We start from the raw sequence: 17,266 nt of genomic DNA on the forward strand, positions 1-17,266 counted from the left end.
ACGCCATTATGAAGCTGTGCGGCAACGTTCAAACCCGGGAATAGCGGCAGGTTTACCGCGCTGCTCGAAGGCAACAATTGTACCTGCGCTGCTATTCTGGGAGCCTGACATCGCATGCGTGGGCATCTTGTCCACGTTTGCAGCACGACTTCCGGGAGGCGATATGCATATTGGCGGCATCGACAGCAGCCGTATCGAGGCGATGATGGCGCAACTGAAGGCGGCGGCGAACAAGCCGGCCGCCGGGGCGTCGGCCGCGGACGGCGCGGGCAGTGTCGCCGGTATCGGCGGGCCGGGCAATGCCGCCAGGCCGGAATCGGCTTCCAGGGTCAGCTTTTCGGACGCGCTCAAGGCGCAGCTGGACAACGTCAGCAAGGCGCAGGTGCAGGCCGACCAGATGGGCGAACGCTTTGCCGCCGGCGACGACAAGGTCAGCCTGTCCGACACCATGATCGCGATGCAGAAGGCCAGCATTTCCTTCCAGGCCACCGTGCAGGTGAGGAACAAGCTGGTGTCGGCCTACCACGACATCATGAACATGCAGGTGTGACGCCACCCTTGCACATCGTCGCCCCGGCGCAGGCCGGGGCCCAAGCCTTGCATGCGTCACGACCGCGCGTGCAAATTGGGCACCGGCCTGCGCCGGTGCGACGTGGAATCGAGCACCAATCTCCACGCATATATTGTCCTTTGGTACGATTCGTATCCCAATCGTGCGCACTAGCATGGTTGGAAATAGCCATAATGACAATGCCTATGCCTCGAACCCGCCGGAGCACCTCCTTGCCGCCACGTCCATCGTGCCATTCCTGCCCGGGAGCCGCGGCTTGACGGACGCGCTCGTCGCCTGCCACGACTGCGGCCGCCTGCACCGCTGGCGCCCGCTGGGGCGCGGCGAGCGGGCCCGCTGCACGCGCTGCAGCGGCGAGCTGTACCGCTGGCACGACGCGCGCCGGCCCGCCACGATGGTCGCCGTCACCCTGGGCGCGATGCTGGTCTACCTGATCGCCCAGTGCTTCCCCATCGTCTCGCTGGACATGGCGGGCCTGACCACCAGCGCCACGCTGCTGGGCGCCATCCGCGTGCTGTGGGACGAGCGCATGCAGGTCATCGCCGCCATGGTGTTCTTCTTCGCCATCGCGTTCCCCGCGCTGGAACTGGGCGCGCTGCTGTATGTGTCCTTCGGCCTGTGGCGCGGACGGCGCGTGCGCGGCTTCAACATGCTGCTGCGCACCGTGCAGGGCGCGCGCCACTGGGCGATGACCGAAGTGTTCATGATCGGCGTGCTGGTCACCACCATCAAGATGACCAGCCTGGCCAGGGTCACGCCGCATCCGGGCCTGTTCGCCTTCGGCGCGCTGACGGTGCTCGCCGCCATGGCGCTGCGCTTCGAGCCGCGCGCCCTGTGGGCCATGGGCGACCGGCTGCCCGGCGCGCGGCCCGCTCCCGTCCCTGTCCCGGCCACGCCGGGGCTGCCGTCCGGATTCCTGACCTGCCACGCCTGCGGCCTGGTCAACCGCGCGCTGGCGCAACGGCCGCGCCCGCACCAGCGCTGCGCCCGCTGCGCAACAAGGCTGCACGCGCGCATCCCGCACAGCATCGAGCGCACCTGGGCGCTGCTGGCCGCGGCCGCGCTGCTGTACGTGCCCGCCAACATCCTGCCGATCATGTACACCGCGTCGATCGGCGGCACCGAGGGCGACACCATCATGAGCGGCGTGCTGCTGTTCTGGCGCGGCGATTCGCCCGGCCTGGCCGTCATCATCTTCGTCGCCAGCATCGCCGTGCCGGTGCTCAAGCTGGCGGCGCTGGGCGTGCTGGCCGCGACGGCGCAGCTGCGCTCGCGCCGGGCGCCCGTCGGCCGCACCCGGCTGTACCGCCTCGTCGAGTTCATCGGCCGCTGGTCGATGCTCGACATCTTCGTCGTCGCGCTCACCGTCGCGCTGGTGCGCTTCCAGGCGCTGGCGACGATCACCCCGGGTCCCGGCGCGCTGGCCTTCGGCTGCGTCGTGATCCTGACGATGGTCGCCTCGGCGCAGTTCGACCCGCGCCTGATCTGGGACCCCGTCGATTCGCATGGAGAACAACGAGATGAGTGAACAGGACGGCCCCGCCGTGCCGCCGGCCACCCTGCCGCCGCCCGCGCCACCTCCGGACGTGGACCGCCCGAGCCGCTGGCTGCCCTCGCTGGTCTGGCTGATCCCGATCCTGGCCGCCGTCATCGGCACCGTGCAGGTGGTCAACTGGCTGGTCGACAAGGGCCCGACGATCGCCGTCAGCTTCGCCACCGGCGAGGGCTTGGAAGCGGGCAAGACCAAGGTCAAGTACAAGGACGTCGACATCGGCCAGGTGGTGACGGTCAAGCTCGGCCCGGACGGCAACCGCGTCGTCGCCACCATCGAGATGGCGAAGGAAGCGGCGCGCTTCGCGGCCGCCGACACCTGCTTCTGGGTGGTGCGCCCGCAGATTGGCGCGAGCGGCGTGTCGGGACTGAACACGCTGCTGTCGGGCGCCTACATCGGCGCCGCGCCCGGCACGGCCGCGCAGACCGCGTCCGCCTTCACCGGCCTGGAAGCGCCGCCCGCCGTGCCGCCCGGCCTCAAGGGACGCGAATACCGCCTGCACGGCGACAGCCTGGGTTCGCTCGCGCCCGGCTCGCCGGTCTACTACCGCCGCGTGCGCGTGGGCCAGGTCGCTTCGGCCGAGCTGAACCGCGAAGGGCAGGGCGTCGACCTCTCGGTATTCGTCGAGGAACCCTATGTCGCCTTCGTCGGCACCAATGCGCGCTGGTGGCATGCCAGCGGCGTCGACGTACGCCTCGATGCCGGCGGCTTCAAGCTGAACACGCAGTCGCTGGCGGCGCTGGTGACGGGCGGCGTCGCCTTCGAATCGGAGAACGGCAGGAAGCCGGCGGCGCCGGCCCCGGCCGGCACCGTGTTCGGCCTGGCCGCCGACCGCGCCGCCGCGCTGCGTCCGCCCGACGGGCCGGCGATCGCGACGGTGCTGTACTTCGACCAGTCGCTGCGCGGCCTGGCGCCGGGCGCGGCGGTCGACTTTCGCGGCATCGTGCTGGGCGAGGTGCGCAGCGTGGGCGTGGAATTCGACCGCGTCCGGCGCGCGATCCGCATGCCGGTGACGGTGGACCTGTATCCGGAACGCCTGGGCCCCTCGTTCGCCGCATCGGTCGGCAGCGCGGACGGCAGCGCCGCCGGCAGCAACGCCGTGCTGGCGCAGATGGTCGCGCGCGGCCTGCGCGGCCAGCTGCGCACCGGCAGCCTGCTGACGAACCAGCTCTACATCGCGCTCGACTTCTTCCCGAACGCGCCCAGGGCCCAGCTGGCAGCGCGCGGCGACGAGATCCTGCTGCCGACCGTGCCGGGCTCGCTCGACGAGCTGCAGAGCCAGCTTTCCAGCATCGCGAGCAAGCTCGACAAGGTGCCCTTCGACGACATCGGCAAGAACCTGAACAAGACGCTGGTCGAGGCCAACCGCTTGGTCGCGCGCCTGGACCAGCAACTGCTGCCCGAGATGAAGGACACGCTGGCCTCGGCCCGCAAGACCTTCGCCAGCGCCGAGGCGCTGTTGCAGCAGGATTCGCCGCTGCAGTCGGACCTGCGCCAGGCGATGCAGGACGTGTCGCGCACGATGGAGTCGCTGAACCAGCTGGCCGACTATCTCGAACGCCATCCGGAATCGCTGATCCGGGGCAAGGCAAAGGAGAACAAATGAACCGTCTTCCACTTTCGTTCGCGCTGGCGGCGGCGGGCGCATTGCTGGCCGCCTGCGCCAGCAATGCGCCGCCGGACCGCTTCTACACGTTGGGCGGGGGCGATGCCGCCGCGCCGGCCGCGACGACTGCCGCGCCGCTGTACATCGAAGTGCTGCCGGTGACGGTGCCGGCCCAGGTGCGGCGCAGCCAGCTGGTCGTCACGGAGGGGCCGGGCCGCGTCGACCTGCTCGAGCACCACCGCTGGGCCGGGCCGCTGCCGGACGAGATCGGCCGCGCGCTGTCGCTCGACCTGAGCGCCGCGCTGGGCGCGCTCGACGTCTATCGCACGCCGCACCCGAGCGGCAGCACGCCGTACCGGATCGGCACGACGGTGCAGCGCTTCGAGTCGGCGCCGGGCGCCTACGCATTGCTGGACGCCACCTGGAGCGTGCGCAAGGCGGGCGGCGACGCCGTGCTGGCGTGCCGCAGCGTGTTCCGGGAACCGGTGGGCGAGGGCTACGAGGCGCTGGTGGCGGGCCATCGCGCCGCGCTGGCCAAGATGGCCGCCGCGATCGGGGCGGCGGTGCGCAGGCAGGAGGCGGGGACGGGAGGCTGCTGAAGAGGGCGCGGATCAACCGCGCTTGCGGCGGCGGCTGAAGGCGAGGGCGGCGGCGCCCAGGCCCAGCAGGGCGAGGCTGGCCGGTTCCGGCACGGCCGTCGTGGCGGCGGCCTTCACCGAGACGGCGTCGATGCCGCCGCCCATGGTGTCCGACTTGCCGGTCGCGGCGAACTTCAGCACGCTGCTGCTGCCCGTCGCCAGCACGTTGAAGGTGTACAGCGTCCAGTCGTTGCCGGCGCCGTCGCCCACCAGGCCGCTGGCCGTGATGTCCTGCAGCAGCGTGCCGTTCCAGTAGACGCCGATGCCGTTGCTGTCGCTGCCCACGTTCGAGCGCGGCGAGTAGGCGAAGGTCAGCGTGTACAGCGTGTCCTTCGTGGTCGCCAGGCTCTGGCTGATCCAGCTGTTGGCGCTGGTGTCCAGCTCGGCGAAATTGCTGCCCTGGTAGGCGGCCCCGACGGCGTCGTTACGGATCTCGACGCCGTTGCTGCCCAGCGTCCAGCCGCTGTAGCCGCCGCCCGCGTTGGTATAGGTAATCCAGTTGCCGCTCTTGACGGTGGTGGCCTCGAAGCCGCCGTTGCTCACCAGTTCGCCCGTGGCGGTCACGGGAGCAGCGTGGACGGCGCCGGCGGAAAGGGCGAGCGAGAGGGTAGCGAGGAGCAGGCGGGCGGACATGGATTTCCTTTTTGGTAACGATAGTGGATTAATGGAAATTATATCGCTACCAAAACCAATTAGGGGTCAGAGCCCGGTTTTTCCGTTGGGGCTCTGACCCAGGTGTGTGCGTGGCCTGCGCAGAGATGGGAGTCGCGGACGGAACACCGGGGTCGGAGCCCCAAAAGAAACACCGGGCTCTGACCCCTTCCTTAGAAGCCGGCCAGGCGCGCGTTGCGTTCGCGTTCCAGCTTGGTGATGTAGCGCTGCACGCCCGCCAGGTTGGCGCGCGAGATGTCGATGAACTGGCAGCCGAGGCGGCGGGTCGTCTTGTTGTTCAGCAGGGTCATGTCCAGCGAGTTGCGGATCTGCAGCGAGCAGGTCACGATGCCGACGTCGGGCAGTTCCATTTTGCAGTTGCCGAAGGTGGCGCCGATCGTCGTGCCGAGCTGGTGCTTGTTGTCGAAGATCGCGATGCCGCCGCAACTGATGTCGGCCAGCGGGAACTCGGCGCTGCCGCCGCCCAGTTCCGGCGGCAGGGGGATCGTGGCGCGCACCGGGTTGGTCAGCGGGGTCGGCATGCGGTAGTACTCGCGCCGCTGCAGGCGGATCAGGCTGGCCGGCAGGTCGGCGGCGAGCGCGGTGCCGCCTTCGAAGGCGGTCTCGCGCAGGTTCTCGAGGCCGAACAGGATGCGGATCTTGTCGAGCGAGGTCTCGCAGCGCACCTGCTTGGCGGCGACGATGCGCGCGTTCTGCTCGGCGCTGACGGAGCGGTCGAGGATGATCGTCTCGGTGTCGGGATCGACGTGCAGCAGCGACGTCACGCAGACGTCGGCCTCGCCCTTGACCAGCAGGCGGATCAGTTGGTTCTTTTCGGAGATCTGGCGCAACAGCGCGACGATTTCCCTGCGCGATTCGACTTCGTAGTCGTGCCAGTTCGCCAGTTCGGCATCAGTGATTGCTTGCATCTGTTCCAGACGGTGATTCTTCGGGTGGGGGCAGCAGCCGTGCCGTGTCCGGCGCGGGAGGCATCTCCCGCCCGGCGGCTTGTGCCGATTCAACATGATATAGCCATGCCAACAGTTCGGCAATAACGCGGTACAGGGCGGGCGGGATCTGGCGGTCGAGGTCGACCTGCATCAGCAGGGACACCAATTCCTTCGATTCGTGCACGAACACGCCGGCCTCGCGCGCCTTGCCGATGATCCGCTCCGCCACCAGGCCGCTGCCCTTGGCGACGACCTTGGGCGCCGGGTCGCCCGCGCCGTAGGCGAGCGCGACGGCGTTCTGGCGGCGCGTGCCGGCGTCCTCAGGCTTGCCCATCGCCGCTTTCCCTGGCGCCGGCGCCGTGGATGGCCAGCGTCGACAGCGGCACGCCGGCCGCCTCCAGCGCCTGCGCCAGGCCGGCGCGCCGGGCTTCCATCGCGCTGCCGGCGTCCTGGCTGGCGGCGTCCAGGCGGATGTGCACCTGGTCGCCGGACAGTACGATGCGCGCCGCCACCTCGCCCAGCGCGCCGAAGCGCAGGCGCAGGCGGCTCTGCCAGGTGGACGACGTTCCTTCCTCGCCGGCGTCGCGGCCCGCCTGTTCCTTGTCGGGCGCGTCGCGTTCGGCATGGCGTTCGATCTCCCAGCGCATCTCCTGCCCCGGCCACAGCTGGCCCTGCCAGGCGACGCGGCCCTGCTCGTGGGCGTTCAGCTGCAGGTTGATGAACTGGGCGGTGGCCGGATCGGTCGGCGCGGGCATGCCGCGCGCCTGCGGCTCGGCAGCCAGCTCGCCCAGCGTGCGCGCGCCCGCCGCCCATTCGGCCACGTGCGATTCGTAGAACAGGCCGCTCTTGGCCAGGCCGTCCTGCAGGGCGGCGGCGATGCGGCCGGCGTTCGCGTCCGGCGCGCCCAGCAGGGGCGTGCGGCCGAGCGCCGCGGTGGCGGGCGCGTCGGCCTTCTGGGCGGCGGCGATCACGTCGCCGAGCGCCTTGCCGGCCGTGCTGATCGAGGCGTTGGCGTCGCCGGCGCTACCGTTACCCTGACCCGCCAGCCGGCCCAGGTCCTGCGCGCTGGCCAGCAGGGCGGCGCTGCGCGTCAGCGCGGCGGCTTCCTTGCCCGCGACGAAGGCCAGCGCCGCGCCGGCCGGCTGGCCGTCCTGCGGCGCCGGTGCGGCTTCGGCGAAGGCGTGCGCGCCCTGGGCGTCGCGGACCTGGAAGGTGGGGCGGGGATGGACGGCGACCAGCGTCATCGGCACCTGCGCGCCGGGTTGCGTGCCGGGCGGCAGCGGCATGCGCGCCGCCATGTCGGCCACGCGCACGACGAAATCGCCGCCGGGGAGCTTGGCCAGCACCTCGGCCTGCATCGACTGGCCGAGCAGGTTGGCGACGGCGCGCTGGAAGGCCTGCTGGCGCGGGTCGACGGACGACAGCGCCGGCACCACCGGCGCGGTGCGCGCGACCTGGGGCAGGGACAGCTGGTCGCGCGGCAGCATGGGGGAATGGTTCGCGGAACGCGGACAGCGTTACCGCAACCTCAGACGCCGTAGGCGCGCGCGAGGCGGCGTTCGGTCTGGTTGTTGCTCATCATGGCGGTCAGCCTGGCCATCCAGGGTTGCGTGAGGTCGCGGATCTTGCGGTCCGAGGCCATCATGCGGCGGATCGCGTCGACCTTGCGCACGCGTTCCTGGCCGGCCAGCGGCTGGCCGTCGCCGTTGTCCTTGAGCTGGCGCACGCAGGCGGCGCACTGGTGCTCGAGCTGGACCAGGCGGTCCCAGTCGCTGGCGCTGGCGGCGGCCAGCATCTGGTCGGTGATGCCGACCATGGCTTCATACACGGAGACGACTTCCTGTCCGGTCATCATGTGCTGTCTCTCCTCAGGCGCTGACCAGGGTGGCTGCCTTCGGCATCGGCGAGGCGGCGACGGCGGCGGGCACCGGGGCGGCCGGCTGGCCGACCTTGTCGCCGATGGCGACCCAGGCTTCGCGCAGGTCCGACAGCAGGCGGTGCACTTCGTCGAGGATGGCGACGTCGTTCTTCAGGTTGGCGTGCAGCAGGCGGCGGCTCATGTAGTCGTACAGGGCGTCCAGGTTGGCCGCGATCTCGCCGCCGGCGCTCTTGTCGAGCGAGGCGCGCAGGCCGTTGTCGATGATCGTGATCGCCTTCGAGATGGCGGTGCCCTTGGCGGCGATATTGTTGGCGGCGATATTCGCCTTGGCGTTCAACAGGGCGACCAGGGCGCCGTCGTACAGCATGACGATCAGCTTGTGCGGCGACGCGGAGGCGACGCCCGTTTCGAGGCCGACGTGGGCATAGGCGTTGACGCCGCGTTTCATGGTTCCGAACATCTTTGGTTCTCCAATGGTCCAGGTGTGGGATTAACTGTTCGCGGCAATCGACGCGAGTTGTTGTGTCAGGTAACTCTGGGTGCTCTGCATCGACGCCAGCATGGTGTCGAGCGCGGTGAACTGGGCGCGGTAGCGCGCCTCGATCGCCGTCAGGCGGTCGCTGAACTTGTCGCGCTGGCTGGCGACCTGCTTGATGCTGCTGTTCAGGCCGTCGGTCTTGCCCTGCAGGATGCTGTCCTTGCCGGTGAAGGTGGCGGCCAGGTTGGTCAACTGGTAGGCGTAGCCCTGCGAGAAGGTGACGCTGCCGCGGTCGCCGACGTCGCCGGTCTTGACCGTGATCTGGATGCCGACCGCGTCCGAGCCGGCCGCCGCCGTCAGCGTCTGGCCGTTGCCGGTGGCGGCCACGCCGCCGATGGTGCCTTCGACGTTGCTGCCCTTGACCGGGCTGGCGCCGCCGAAGATCGCATCGACCGCGGTGCCGGTGACGCCGGCGATCGCGATGTTCGACTTCTCGCCGAAGATGCTCGACGAGATCGTCAGCTTGCCGTCCTTGTCGACCGAGGTCTCGACCGCGTCGCCCGCGCCGGAAAAGGTGCTGTTGCCGTTGATCGCGGCGCGCAGCACGGCGGCCAGCTGGGTGTTGTCGTAGGTGCCGGCCGGGATCTGGATGTTCTGCACCTTGCTGCTGGTGACCGGGTCGGTCTGGTTCAGCGTCACGGTCCAGGTGGTGTTCGGATCGATCTTCGTCGCGCCGCTCAGCGCCGCGGTCGAGGTCAGCGCGCCCTTGGTCGCCATGTGGGTGACGTTGACGGCGTACTCGCCGGCCTTGGTCGACGGCGTCGACTTGTCGAAGCTGATGCCGCTGTCGCTGGCCGACCCCATCGCGGCGAACAAGCCGCCGATGTCGCTGAAGTTGTTGGCGATCGCCGTGTTCAGCTTGGTCGAATCGATCGCCAGGCTGCCGTCCTTCTGGAACGAGATGCCGACCTGGCCCAGGTTGGTCAGCTTGCCGCCCAGGCCTTCGACGCTCGTGCTCAGCTGGCGCCGCAGCTGCGACTGGATCGAGCGCACCGAGGCGTCGCCCTGCAGCGCGCCGCCGGTCTTGGTCTCGGCGTTGTAGCCGGTCAGGCCCGCGATGGTCGTGTTCAGGTCGTTGTAGGCCTTGACGAAGGCCTTGATCGAGTCCGACACGGTGCTGGTGTCCTTCGACACGGTCAGCGTGCTGTTGCCCAGGCCCGTGACGCTCAGGTTCACGCCCTGGATCGCATCGTTCACGGAGGTGCTCTTGCTGGTGACGGCGATGCCGTTCACGGTCAGCTTGGTGTCCTGGGCGCCGCTGGTCTGGGTCAGGCCCTGGGTACCGCCCGGATCGTAGCCCATCAGGGCGGCGATGGCCGGGTCGCCGTCCTGGCCGTCGACGCCGGCCACGCTGATCTTCATGGTCGTGTTGGAACCGGTGGCGTTGTTGGTGACCACCAGGTGGTAGGGATTGTCGCCGCCGTCCGAGACGATGGTCGCGGTCACGCCGATGTTGGCTTTGTTGATGGCGTCGCGGATGCCCTGCAGCGACTGGTCCTTGGCGTCCAGCGTGACGATGCCCATGTTCTGCGAGCCGTCCTGCGAAAAACCGGCGCCGAGGTAGCTGCCGACGCTGCCCGCGGCGAAGCCGGCGGCGGACGGGTTGTTGCCGCCGACCAGGATCTGGCTGCCGTCGGCCGAGCTCAGCGTGATGCCGGCCGTGGCCATCACGCTGGAACCCTTGTTCTCGCCGCCTGCGGCCACCTTGATGCCGCCGGTGGCGCCGCCGGTCACGTCCTCGTCCACGCTGATGTTCGAGCCGTCCGCGGCCAGGAATTGCAGCGTGCCGTCGATGGCCGAACCGGTCACGGTGATGTTGGCGGCGGCCAGGGCGTTCCTGGTGGCGGCGCTGGCCAGCGAGGTGTCGATCGAGGCCGCGGTCACGGTCTCGCCGCTGTCCGCCGAGGCCAGCGCGACGCCGCCGACCGACAGCGTGTAGTTGCCGCTGGTGACGGCGACGTCGCCGAAATCCTTGAACAGGTCGGCCGCGGTGGTCGTGGTGCCGGTCTTGGCGGTGACGCCGGTATCCGCGCTCTTGTCGTTGATGGCGGCGGCCAGGTCGCGCGCGCTGCGCGTGGTGCCGTTGGTGACGATCGTGGTGCCGTTCAGGGTCAGCGAACCGCTGGCGATGCCCGAGGCGGCGGTGGCCAGGCTCAGCGCCGTGCCGGCCGCGCCGAAGGTGCCGCCGCTCACGCTGCCGAACTGGAACGTCAGCGTGGTCTTGGCGCCGGCGCCGATCAGCGCGCTGGTACTGGCCTTGCCGCCGCTGACCAGGCTCTGCGACTGGGCCATCTGGGTGACGTTGACTTTATAGTTGCCGGCCACCGCGCCGCTGCTGGCGGTGGCGCCGAGGATGTCCTTGTTGCTGGAGGAAGTGGACAGGGCCGCGAACGTCGACTGCGAATTCAGCGAGGTGAGCGCGGCCTGGAAACTGCCCACGGCGGCGCCGACCTTGCCATAGGCCTGCAGCTGGTTCTGGTAGGCGGCGGTTTTCTTGTCATAGTTGCTCAGCGGCGCCGACTCGGCAGCCATCAGCTTGGCGACGAGGTCGTCGACAGGCAGCCCTGAACCGATCCCTGATGAACTGAGTCCCACTTCTTTCTCCCGTGAAAGTCACACTGTAAGTCATTAACGACAGAAGCAATTCGTACTTGAGAGCAGGAAATCCCGTTCAATTCGTGGAACGGTTGAGCTGGATATGAAAAAACCGCCGGCGCCCGGCGGGCGGCAGCGGTTCATGGAGGGCGGCGGATGTGCCGGCTCAGGCGGTTTCCCGGATCAGGAGACCACGCATCTTGTCGAGCGACTTGGCGATGTGCAGCGCCTCTTCGGAAGGCATCTGGCGCACGACTTCCTTGGTGTTCTGGTCGATCACCTTGACGACGATGTCCTTGCTGTCCTCGTCGATCGAGAATTCCAGGCTCTGGGACGATACCTGCATCGATGCGTTGATCTTCTTGACGGCGGACGATACCTCCTCGCGCGAGGCGGAAGTCGCCGTGTCGTCGGCGCTTTTGCTTGCCACGGCGGCAACGCTGCCCGCTGGCTCCACGGGCGCGGGCGCGCGCTCGTCGAGCCTGGTGGTGACGGGCGAACCAACGGGTTGGATATGCATGTTGAGTTCCCTTTAGCAAAAACAATTCCCCGACTGAATTTCTCCAGCCGAGGAACCGGTTACTGCGCTAGCGGTGGGCTAGGTCTTGCGATTAGCCACGCAGCAGCGACAGGACGCCGTTCGGCAGCGAGTTGGCTTGCGCCAGCATCGAGGTACCGGCCTGCTGCAGGATCTGGCCGCGGGTCATGTTCGCGGTTTCCGAAGCGAAGTCGGTGTCGACGATGCGGCTGCGCGAGGCCGACAGGTTCTCGGTCGTCGATTGCAGGTTCGAGATCGCCGAGTCGAAGCGCGACTGCAGTGCGCCGTACTGGGAGCGCTGGGCGTTGACCTTGGCCAGGGCCGCGTCGGCGATCTTGATCGCGTTCTGCGAGCCTTCGAAGCTGGTGATGTCCAGCGACGCGACCGATTTCAGGTCCGACGACTTGGCGCCAGAGTCGGTGGCGACGGCCAGGCCGGTGCCGCTGTCGGCGATCGAGAAGCTGTCCGGCGAGTCGAAGGTCACGCGGCCGTTGGCCACGCCGGTGGCGTCGGCTGCCGCCAGGCTCAGGTCCGGGGTCGCGGCGTCCAGCACCTTGCCGTCAGCCTTGTAGTTGCTGACGTCGAAGGTGGTATTGCCGTCGGTCTTGGTGTTCTTCAGGTTGATGTCTTCGCCGCTGGCGTTGGTCAGCTTCAGGCCGCCGTTGTCCTGGTCGTACTGGGCGGTCACGCCGGTCTTCGCGGTCTGGGCGTTGATGGCGCTGATCGCCGAGGCGTAGTCGGTGGCGTTCGAGGCGCCGCCGCCGACCGAGAACGAAACCGTCACCGGGTCGCTGTTGTCCGAGGCCAGCGTGAACTGGTAGGACTCGCCGCCGCCCAGCTTGACGTTCATGTCGGTGCGGGCGCTGGCCGTCACGCCGGTGTCGGCGGTCTTGTTGTTGATCGCGGTGGCGACCGACTTGGCGGTGTCGCCCTTGACCGGCGGGGTGGCGGTGTCGTCGCCGACCTTGGTGCTGATGGTGGCGGTGCCGCTGACGCCGTTGATGGTGATGTCGCCGGCAGCGATATTGCTGGTGTCCTTGATGGCGACACTGTCGGCGGTGATCTGGTTGTTGCCGTAGGTGTTGGTCTGGAAGTTCGCGCCGGTCATCGAGATCAGCTGGTTGGCGTTGGCGCCGACCTGGAAGTTCGCGGTGCCCATGGTGCCGTCCAGCAGCTTCTGGCCGTTGAATTCGGTGGTGTTCGAGATGCGGTTCAGTTCCGAGCTGAGCTGGGTGACTTCAGTTTGCAGGGCCTTGCGGTCGCTGGCCGAGTTCGACGAGTTCGACGACTGCACCGCCAGTTCGCGGATACGCTGCAGGATGTCGCCCGAGCTCGACAGGGCGCCTTCGGCGGTCTGCGCCATCGACACGCCGTCGTTGGCGTTGCGGGTCGCCTGGTTCATGCCCTTGATCTGCGAATTCATGCGATCCGAGATGGCGAGGCCGGCGGCGTCGTCTTTCGCGCTGTTGATGCGCAGGCCCGAGGACAGGCGCTGGATCGAGGTGTTCAGCGAGTTTTGCGAAGCCGACAGGTTACGTTGGGAATTCAGGGATGCGACGTTGGTATTGATAACGGACGACATGGTGTCTCTCCAGACTTGGTCTTGCGTGGTGCGGCGACGTGCCGCTGTTCACGTTGGCCTGCCACGCTGTTCCGTGACATTCAAGCCGCTGTTGATTCAGGTAACGTACTTCTGCGAAAAAACTTTATAGCGAGAACGTGAAATTTTTCGGCAGACGACGTTTTTATGCTTGCGGAGCCTGCGCTCAGCGGCGCGGAAAGCGTGAACTTTAGGCCCAAAAAAAATTTATTTTCAATGCTGCAGGCGGGGCGCCAGGCGCCGATCCGATATCGGACCGGCAATCAATCGGCCACCACCACCCGGTTCTTGCCGCTCTGCTTGGCCTGGTACATGGCACGGTCGGCGCGCGCCATCAGGTGCGCCTGCTCCTCGTTCGGGTGGCGCAGCGCCACCCCGCAGGAGAAGGTGATCAGCATCTTTTCGTTTTCGTGCAGGAAGAAATGGCGGGTCAGCTCGCGCTGCACGCGCACCATCGCCGCCGAGGCCGACTCCACCGTCGTCTCCGGCAGCAGGATCAGGAATTCCTCGCCGCCGAAGCGGGCGATCACGTCCATCGAGCGCAGCGTGTCGCGCACCACCTTCACCAGGTGGCGCAGCGCGTTGTCGCCGGCCAGGTGGCCATAGGTATCGTTCAGGCGCTTGAAATTGTCCAGGTCGAGCAGGGCGACGCACAACGGGGTGCCGCGGCGGTCGGCGCGGGCGCTCTCGCGCTCGAACACGTCGTCCAGGCCGCGCCGGTTCAGGCTGCCGGTCAGCTGGTCTTCGCGCACCAGCTCGCTCATATGCTGCAGCTGCGCCTCCAGTTCGCGGATGCGCGCCTCGGCTTCCTGCACTTCCTGGTGCGCGGCGACCATGCGGTCGCGCGAGGCCAGCGTCTCGGCCTGCACGGTGCGCGTCTCGCGCAGCACTTCCTGCAGCAACTCGTCGAGTTCGCCGATGTTCGCGGCCTTCTGGATCCGTTCCGAAAAGCCGCCGATCTTCTGCTGGAAGTCGCCGGTGGACGCCGCCACCGAACCGAGCCGGTCGATGAAGGTCATCATCATGTTCTTGACCGTCGAGCGCACGTCGGCGATGCCGTGGCGCAGCTGGCCCTGCTTGTAGATCACGTCCTTCAGGCTGCGCGTGGCGTCTTCCAGCGCGCGCTGGTCGAGCGGGCCGGCGATCAGGTCCTGCACGGCGACGACCTGGCCGCGCAGCCAGCTGTCGTCTTCCAGCAGCTCGCCGACGTTTTCCAGCAGCAGTTTGAACAGGCGCAGCAGCAATTCCTGCTGCTCGGCGAGGTCGCCGCCCTTCAGCTCGATCTGGTAGCACAATTCCTTCAGGCGCCCGGCCACGTCCTGCAGCGCCGCCTCGCCGTGCGCCTGCTTGACGTCGGCGCCCAGCGCCTCGGCCTCGGCGGCCAGCTTGGGCGTGCCGCCCAGCAGCGAGGCGAGGGCATAGCTCAGCGTGCGGGCCAGCAGTTCACGCAGCAGCTTCGGTTCGGCGTCCTCGACGCCCAGCGCCAGGACCGGATGCGTATGGCGGCGCAGGTGCTTTTCCGCCAACTGCGTCAGCGCCCGTCCGTAGCCGTCCCAGTCGCGCTGGCGCGTGGCGCGCTGCATGCGCGTGCCGAACTCGGCCAGTTCGCCCGGGGTCTCGGCCAGGCGGCCGGCGAAGCCCGCCAGCACCGTCTCGGCGCCGGCCACGTCGACCGCCGGCGCCGGCGCGGCCGGCGGCAGTCCCGCGATCTCGTTATAGATGTCGCGGTAGGCGTCGGGCGTCGGCGCGATGCGCCGCGTGGCGAGGCGGCGGAACGCTTCGCGGGCGATGTCCGCCGGATTCTGGCTGAGCGGCGGCGTGAGGGTGCTGGACATGGCGGAACTTGCTGATTGGAATTATTCCTACCATAGTAATCAGTTTCGGGAGGTTTGATCGAGCAAAAAAGCGCGGGATTACCATTCAGTCCAGCGTTTGCAACAGTTCGCTTGCCGATCCGGCAAGTCTGGCGCCCGGTCCGCCCGCCGGGGCCAGCTTCTAGTCGATCAGTTGGTTGCGGATCGCGTAATGCGTCAATTCGGCGCTGGTCTTGAGTTTCATCTTCGCCAGCAGGCGCGCGCGGTATTCGCTGACCGTCTTGACCGACAGCGACAGGTCGCGCGCGATCTCGCTGACGGTCTTGCCGGAGGCGATCATGGTGAGGGTCTGGTATTCGCGGTCGGACAGGGTTTCGTGGACCGGGCCGTCGTGGTCCTCGCCGACCTGGGCGGCCAGCACCTGGGCCAGCTGGGCGCTGACGTAGCGCTGGCCGGCGGCGACCTGGCGGATCGCGCCGACCAGCTCGCGCGGCGCGCTCTGCTTGGTGAGATAGCCGGCGGCACCGGCCTTGAGCGCGCGGATCGCGTACTGGTCCTCGCGGTGCATCGACAGCATCAGCACCGCCAGTTCCGGCTTGTCCTTCTTGATCTGCTTGAGCACCTCGATGCCGTTGCGGTCCGGGAGCGAGATGTCCAGCAGCAGCAGGTTGCAGCGCGACTTGCGGAACAGCTTGACGGCATCCAGCCCGGTCTCGGCCTCGCCCACGATGGCGATGTCGCGCTGCTCGGCGAGGATCTGTTTCAGGCCTTCGCGGACGATCGCGTGGTCGTCTGCAATGAAAACGCGGATGCTGGTCTTGTCGCTCATGCTTCGGTTGTTGAAGGTTGCCCTGCGGCCGCCGGGGCGCTCGGCCTGATCCTGACGGTCACCATCGTGCCGCCGCCGGGCGCCGGCGCCAGGTCGAGCGTGCCGCCCAGCGCCCGGGCGCGCTCGCTCATGCCGCGCAGGCCGAACGATTGCGGCTTGGCGCGGTCCGATGCGGCGATGCCGCGGCCATTATCGCAGATGGCGAGCACCAGGTGCCGGCCTTCGCGCCGCAGGTCCACCGTCACCCGGGTGGCGTGGGCGTGCTTGGCGATATTGGTCAGCGCTTCCTGGAAGATGCGAAACAGCGCCGTGGCCTCGGACGGGGCCAGCGCCACCTCCCTGTCGCTGCTGGTGAAGACGCAGGCGATGCCCATGCGCTTCTCGAATTCGCGCGCCTGCCAGTCGAGGGCCGCGACGATGCCCAGGTCCAGCATCGGCGGGCGCAGGTCGAGCGAGATGCGGTGCACGGCGTCGATGGTGCGGTCGACCAGGTCGTCCACGTACTGCGCCTTCTCGGCCAGCACCGGATCGGCGGGCAGGCGCGCGGCCAGCATCGCCAGCGCCATCTTGATCGCCGTCAGGTTGCCGCCCAGGTCGTCGTGGATCTCGCGCGCGATGCGCGCCCGTTCCTGCTCCTTGACTTGTTCGATGTGGTCGGTCAGCTCGGCCAGGCGCGCGCGCGAGTCGCGGATTTCTTCCTGTTCCAGCTTGCTGGCCGTGATGTTGGTCATGATGCCGTCCCAGCGCACGCCGCCGTCTTCCAGCGGGAACGGGGTGGCGCGCAGGTTGATCCACTTGACGTCCTTCCAGGCGTCGATCCAGATGCGCCCCTCCCAGTTCCAGGCCGACAGGCCCGCCTGCGAGGCGTCCATCGCGTCCAGGTAGTCGCCGCGGTCTTCCGGCAGCACCAGTTCCAGGAAGCGCTGCGGCGCCGCCTGCAGTTCCGCGCCGGCCAGGCCCAACAGGGCGGCGCAACCCTCGCTCAGGTAGGGGAAGGCGACCGTGCCGTCGGCCTGGCGCAGGAACTGGTAGACCAGGCCCGGGGTATGGTCGACGACGGCGTCGAAGCCGGCCTGGTACTGTTCCAGCGCCACGCTGATCTCGAGCGCCAGCGCCAGGTCGTCGGCCACCGCCAGCAGCAGCGCGCGGCCGTCGCGCACGATGCGCAGGAACACCAGCTTGACCGGATAGGTGCCGCCGGCGCGCAGGTAGCGCGTGCGCAGCGTCGCCTGGGCGCCCGGCGCGTGGCCCAGTTGCGCCAGCAGCGCGTCCAGCGTCGCCTGTTCCAGTTCGGGCGCCAGCTCGAACAGCGTCATCTCGGCCAGCCGCGCCGGGTCGATGCCGCCCAGGCGCGCGCCGGCATTGGCGTCGACCAGGCGCAGGGTGGCGGCGTCGAACAGGTAGATGTCGGCGGCGGCGTCCTGCAGTTCGGGGGCGAGGACGGGTTCCTGGGCGGTGCCGGTGACGGGAACGGAAAGGCTCATGGACGGGATCTCGGTCGGTGA

Annotated in this window: 16 protein-coding genes; 4 read left to right on the forward strand and 12 right to left on the reverse strand. The window is 68.5% G+C overall.

The window, feature by feature from the left end; translation table 11 throughout:
• The first annotated feature begins 163 nt into the window (after positions 1-163).
• The 4 genes from fliE (at position 164) to QZ749_RS17190 (ending at position 4,328) form a co-directional block, all read left to right on the forward strand.
• Entirely contained in the window at positions 164-550 is a 387-nt protein-coding gene (gene fliE / locus QZ749_RS17175) for a flagellar hook-basal body complex protein FliE (protein ID WP_296949254.1), read from the forward strand.
• A gap of 277 nt (positions 551-827) precedes the next feature.
• Entirely contained in the window at positions 828-2,099 is a 1,272-nt protein-coding gene (locus QZ749_RS17180; protein ID WP_296949256.1) for a paraquat-inducible protein A, read from the forward strand.
• Positions 2,092-3,729 (forward strand): intermembrane transport protein PqiB, encoded by a 1,638-nt coding sequence (locus tag QZ749_RS17185; RefSeq protein WP_296949258.1) that lies wholly within the window; start codon positions 2,092-2,094, stop codon positions 3,727-3,729. Before QZ749_RS17180 ends, QZ749_RS17185 begins: the two co-directional genes overlap by 8 nt.
• Entirely contained in the window at positions 3,726-4,328 is a 603-nt protein-coding gene (locus tag QZ749_RS17190; RefSeq protein WP_296949259.1) for a membrane integrity-associated transporter subunit PqiC, read from the forward strand. Before QZ749_RS17185 ends, QZ749_RS17190 begins: the two co-directional genes overlap by 4 nt.
• Before the next feature lie 12 nt (positions 4,329-4,340).
• Here QZ749_RS17190 and QZ749_RS17195 read toward each other — a convergent pair whose 3' ends face one another.
• The 12 genes from QZ749_RS17195 to QZ749_RS17250 form a co-directional block, all read right to left on the reverse strand.
• Positions 4,341-5,000 (reverse strand): PEP-CTERM sorting domain-containing protein, encoded by a 660-nt coding sequence (locus QZ749_RS17195; RefSeq protein ID WP_296949262.1) that lies wholly within the window; start codon positions 4,998-5,000, stop codon positions 4,341-4,343.
• Between the two features lie 191 nt (positions 5,001-5,191).
• Positions 5,192-5,947 (reverse strand): flagellar brake protein, encoded by a 756-nt coding sequence (locus QZ749_RS17200; RefSeq protein WP_296949265.1) that lies wholly within the window; start codon positions 5,945-5,947, stop codon positions 5,192-5,194.
• Entirely contained in the window at positions 5,931-6,302 is a 372-nt protein-coding gene (locus tag QZ749_RS17205) for an EscU/YscU/HrcU family type III secretion system export apparatus switch protein (RefSeq protein ID WP_296949267.1), read from the reverse strand. The genes QZ749_RS17200 and QZ749_RS17205 overlap by 17 nt, the downstream gene beginning before the upstream one ends.
• Positions 6,289-7,455, reverse strand: a complete 1,167-nt coding sequence (locus QZ749_RS17210; RefSeq protein WP_296949269.1) for a flagellar hook-length control protein FliK — start codon at positions 7,453-7,455, stop codon at positions 6,289-6,291. The genes QZ749_RS17205 and QZ749_RS17210 overlap by 14 nt, the downstream gene beginning before the upstream one ends.
• A gap of 41 nt (positions 7,456-7,496) precedes the next feature.
• Positions 7,497-7,823: a flagellar protein FliT gene (locus QZ749_RS17215; protein ID WP_296949270.1), complete on the reverse strand. Its 327-nt coding sequence runs from the start codon at positions 7,821-7,823 to the stop codon at positions 7,497-7,499.
• A 13-nt stretch (positions 7,824-7,836) separates the two neighbouring features.
• On the reverse strand, positions 7,837-8,307 hold the full coding sequence (fliS, locus tag QZ749_RS17220) for a flagellar export chaperone FliS (protein WP_296949271.1): 471 nt from the start codon (positions 8,305-8,307) through the stop codon (positions 7,837-7,839).
• A gap of 30 nt (positions 8,308-8,337) precedes the next feature.
• Positions 8,338-10,980: a flagellar filament capping protein FliD gene (gene fliD, locus QZ749_RS17225; RefSeq protein ID WP_296949273.1), complete on the reverse strand. Its 2,643-nt coding sequence runs from the start codon at positions 10,978-10,980 to the stop codon at positions 8,338-8,340.
• Positions 10,981-11,146: 166 nt separating this feature from the next.
• A complete protein-coding gene (locus tag QZ749_RS17230; RefSeq protein WP_296949274.1) occupies positions 11,147-11,500 on the reverse strand; it encodes a flagellar protein FlaG in 354 nt (117 codons plus the stop codon).
• Positions 11,501-11,591: 91 nt separating this feature from the next.
• Positions 11,592-13,100, reverse strand: a complete 1,509-nt coding sequence (locus tag QZ749_RS17235) for a flagellin (protein ID WP_296949276.1) — start codon at positions 13,098-13,100, stop codon at positions 11,592-11,594.
• Positions 13,101-13,381: 281 nt separating this feature from the next.
• A complete protein-coding gene (locus tag QZ749_RS17240) occupies positions 13,382-14,953 on the reverse strand; it encodes a GGDEF domain-containing protein (RefSeq protein WP_296949277.1) in 1,572 nt (523 codons plus the stop codon).
• Between the two features lie 160 nt (positions 14,954-15,113).
• Positions 15,114-15,761 (reverse strand): response regulator transcription factor, encoded by a 648-nt coding sequence (locus QZ749_RS17245; protein ID WP_296949278.1) that lies wholly within the window; start codon positions 15,759-15,761, stop codon positions 15,114-15,116.
• Positions 15,758-17,245 (reverse strand): histidine kinase, encoded by a 1,488-nt coding sequence (locus tag QZ749_RS17250; protein WP_296949280.1) that lies wholly within the window; start codon positions 17,243-17,245, stop codon positions 15,758-15,760. The genes QZ749_RS17245 and QZ749_RS17250 overlap by 4 nt, the downstream gene beginning before the upstream one ends.
• Between the last annotated feature and the right edge of the window lie 21 nt (positions 17,246-17,266).

The organism is uncultured Massilia sp., from assembly GCF_913773735.1.
Classification (GTDB): Bacteria; Pseudomonadota; Gammaproteobacteria; order Burkholderiales; family Burkholderiaceae_D; genus Telluria.

Bases quoted from the DNA above. Each gene is read 5' to 3' on its own strand.
- QZ749_RS17245 (WP_296949278.1), bottom strand. From the start codon at position 15,761: ATGAGCGACAAGACCAGCATCCGCGTTTTCATTGCAGACGACCACGCG.
- QZ749_RS17195 (WP_296949262.1), bottom strand. From the start codon at position 5,000: ATGTCCGCCCGCCTGCTCCTCGCTACCCTCTCGCTCGCCCTTTCCGCC.
- QZ749_RS17240 (WP_296949277.1), bottom strand. From the start codon at position 14,953: ATGTCCAGCACCCTCACGCCGCCGCTCAGCCAGAATCCGGCGGACATC.
- QZ749_RS17250 (WP_296949280.1), bottom strand. From the start codon at position 17,245: ATGAGCCTTTCCGTTCCCGTCACCGGCACCGCCCAGGAACCCGTCCTC.
- QZ749_RS17230 (WP_296949274.1), bottom strand. From the start codon at position 11,500: ATGCATATCCAACCCGTTGGTTCGCCCGTCACCACCAGGCTCGACGAG.
- QZ749_RS17205 (WP_296949267.1), bottom strand. From the start codon at position 6,302: ATGGGCAAGCCTGAGGACGCCGGCACGCGCCGCCAGAACGCCGTCGCG.
- QZ749_RS17215 (WP_296949270.1), bottom strand. From the start codon at position 7,823: ATGATGACCGGACAGGAAGTCGTCTCCGTGTATGAAGCCATGGTCGGC.
- QZ749_RS17190 (WP_296949259.1), top strand. From the start codon at position 3,726: ATGAACCGTCTTCCACTTTCGTTCGCGCTGGCGGCGGCGGGCGCATTG.
- QZ749_RS17200 (WP_296949265.1), bottom strand. From the start codon at position 5,947: ATGCAAGCAATCACTGATGCCGAACTGGCGAACTGGCACGACTACGAA.
- QZ749_RS17235 (WP_296949276.1), bottom strand. From the start codon at position 13,100: ATGTCGTCCGTTATCAATACCAACGTCGCATCCCTGAATTCCCAACGT.
- QZ749_RS17210 (WP_296949269.1), bottom strand. From the start codon at position 7,455: ATGCTGCCGCGCGACCAGCTGTCCCTGCCCCAGGTCGCGCGCACCGCG.
- fliS (WP_296949271.1), bottom strand. From the start codon at position 8,307: ATGTTCGGAACCATGAAACGCGGCGTCAACGCCTATGCCCACGTCGGC.
- QZ749_RS17185 (WP_296949258.1), top strand. From the start codon at position 2,092: ATGAGTGAACAGGACGGCCCCGCCGTGCCGCCGGCCACCCTGCCGCCG.
- fliE (WP_296949254.1), top strand. From the start codon at position 164: ATGCATATTGGCGGCATCGACAGCAGCCGTATCGAGGCGATGATGGCG.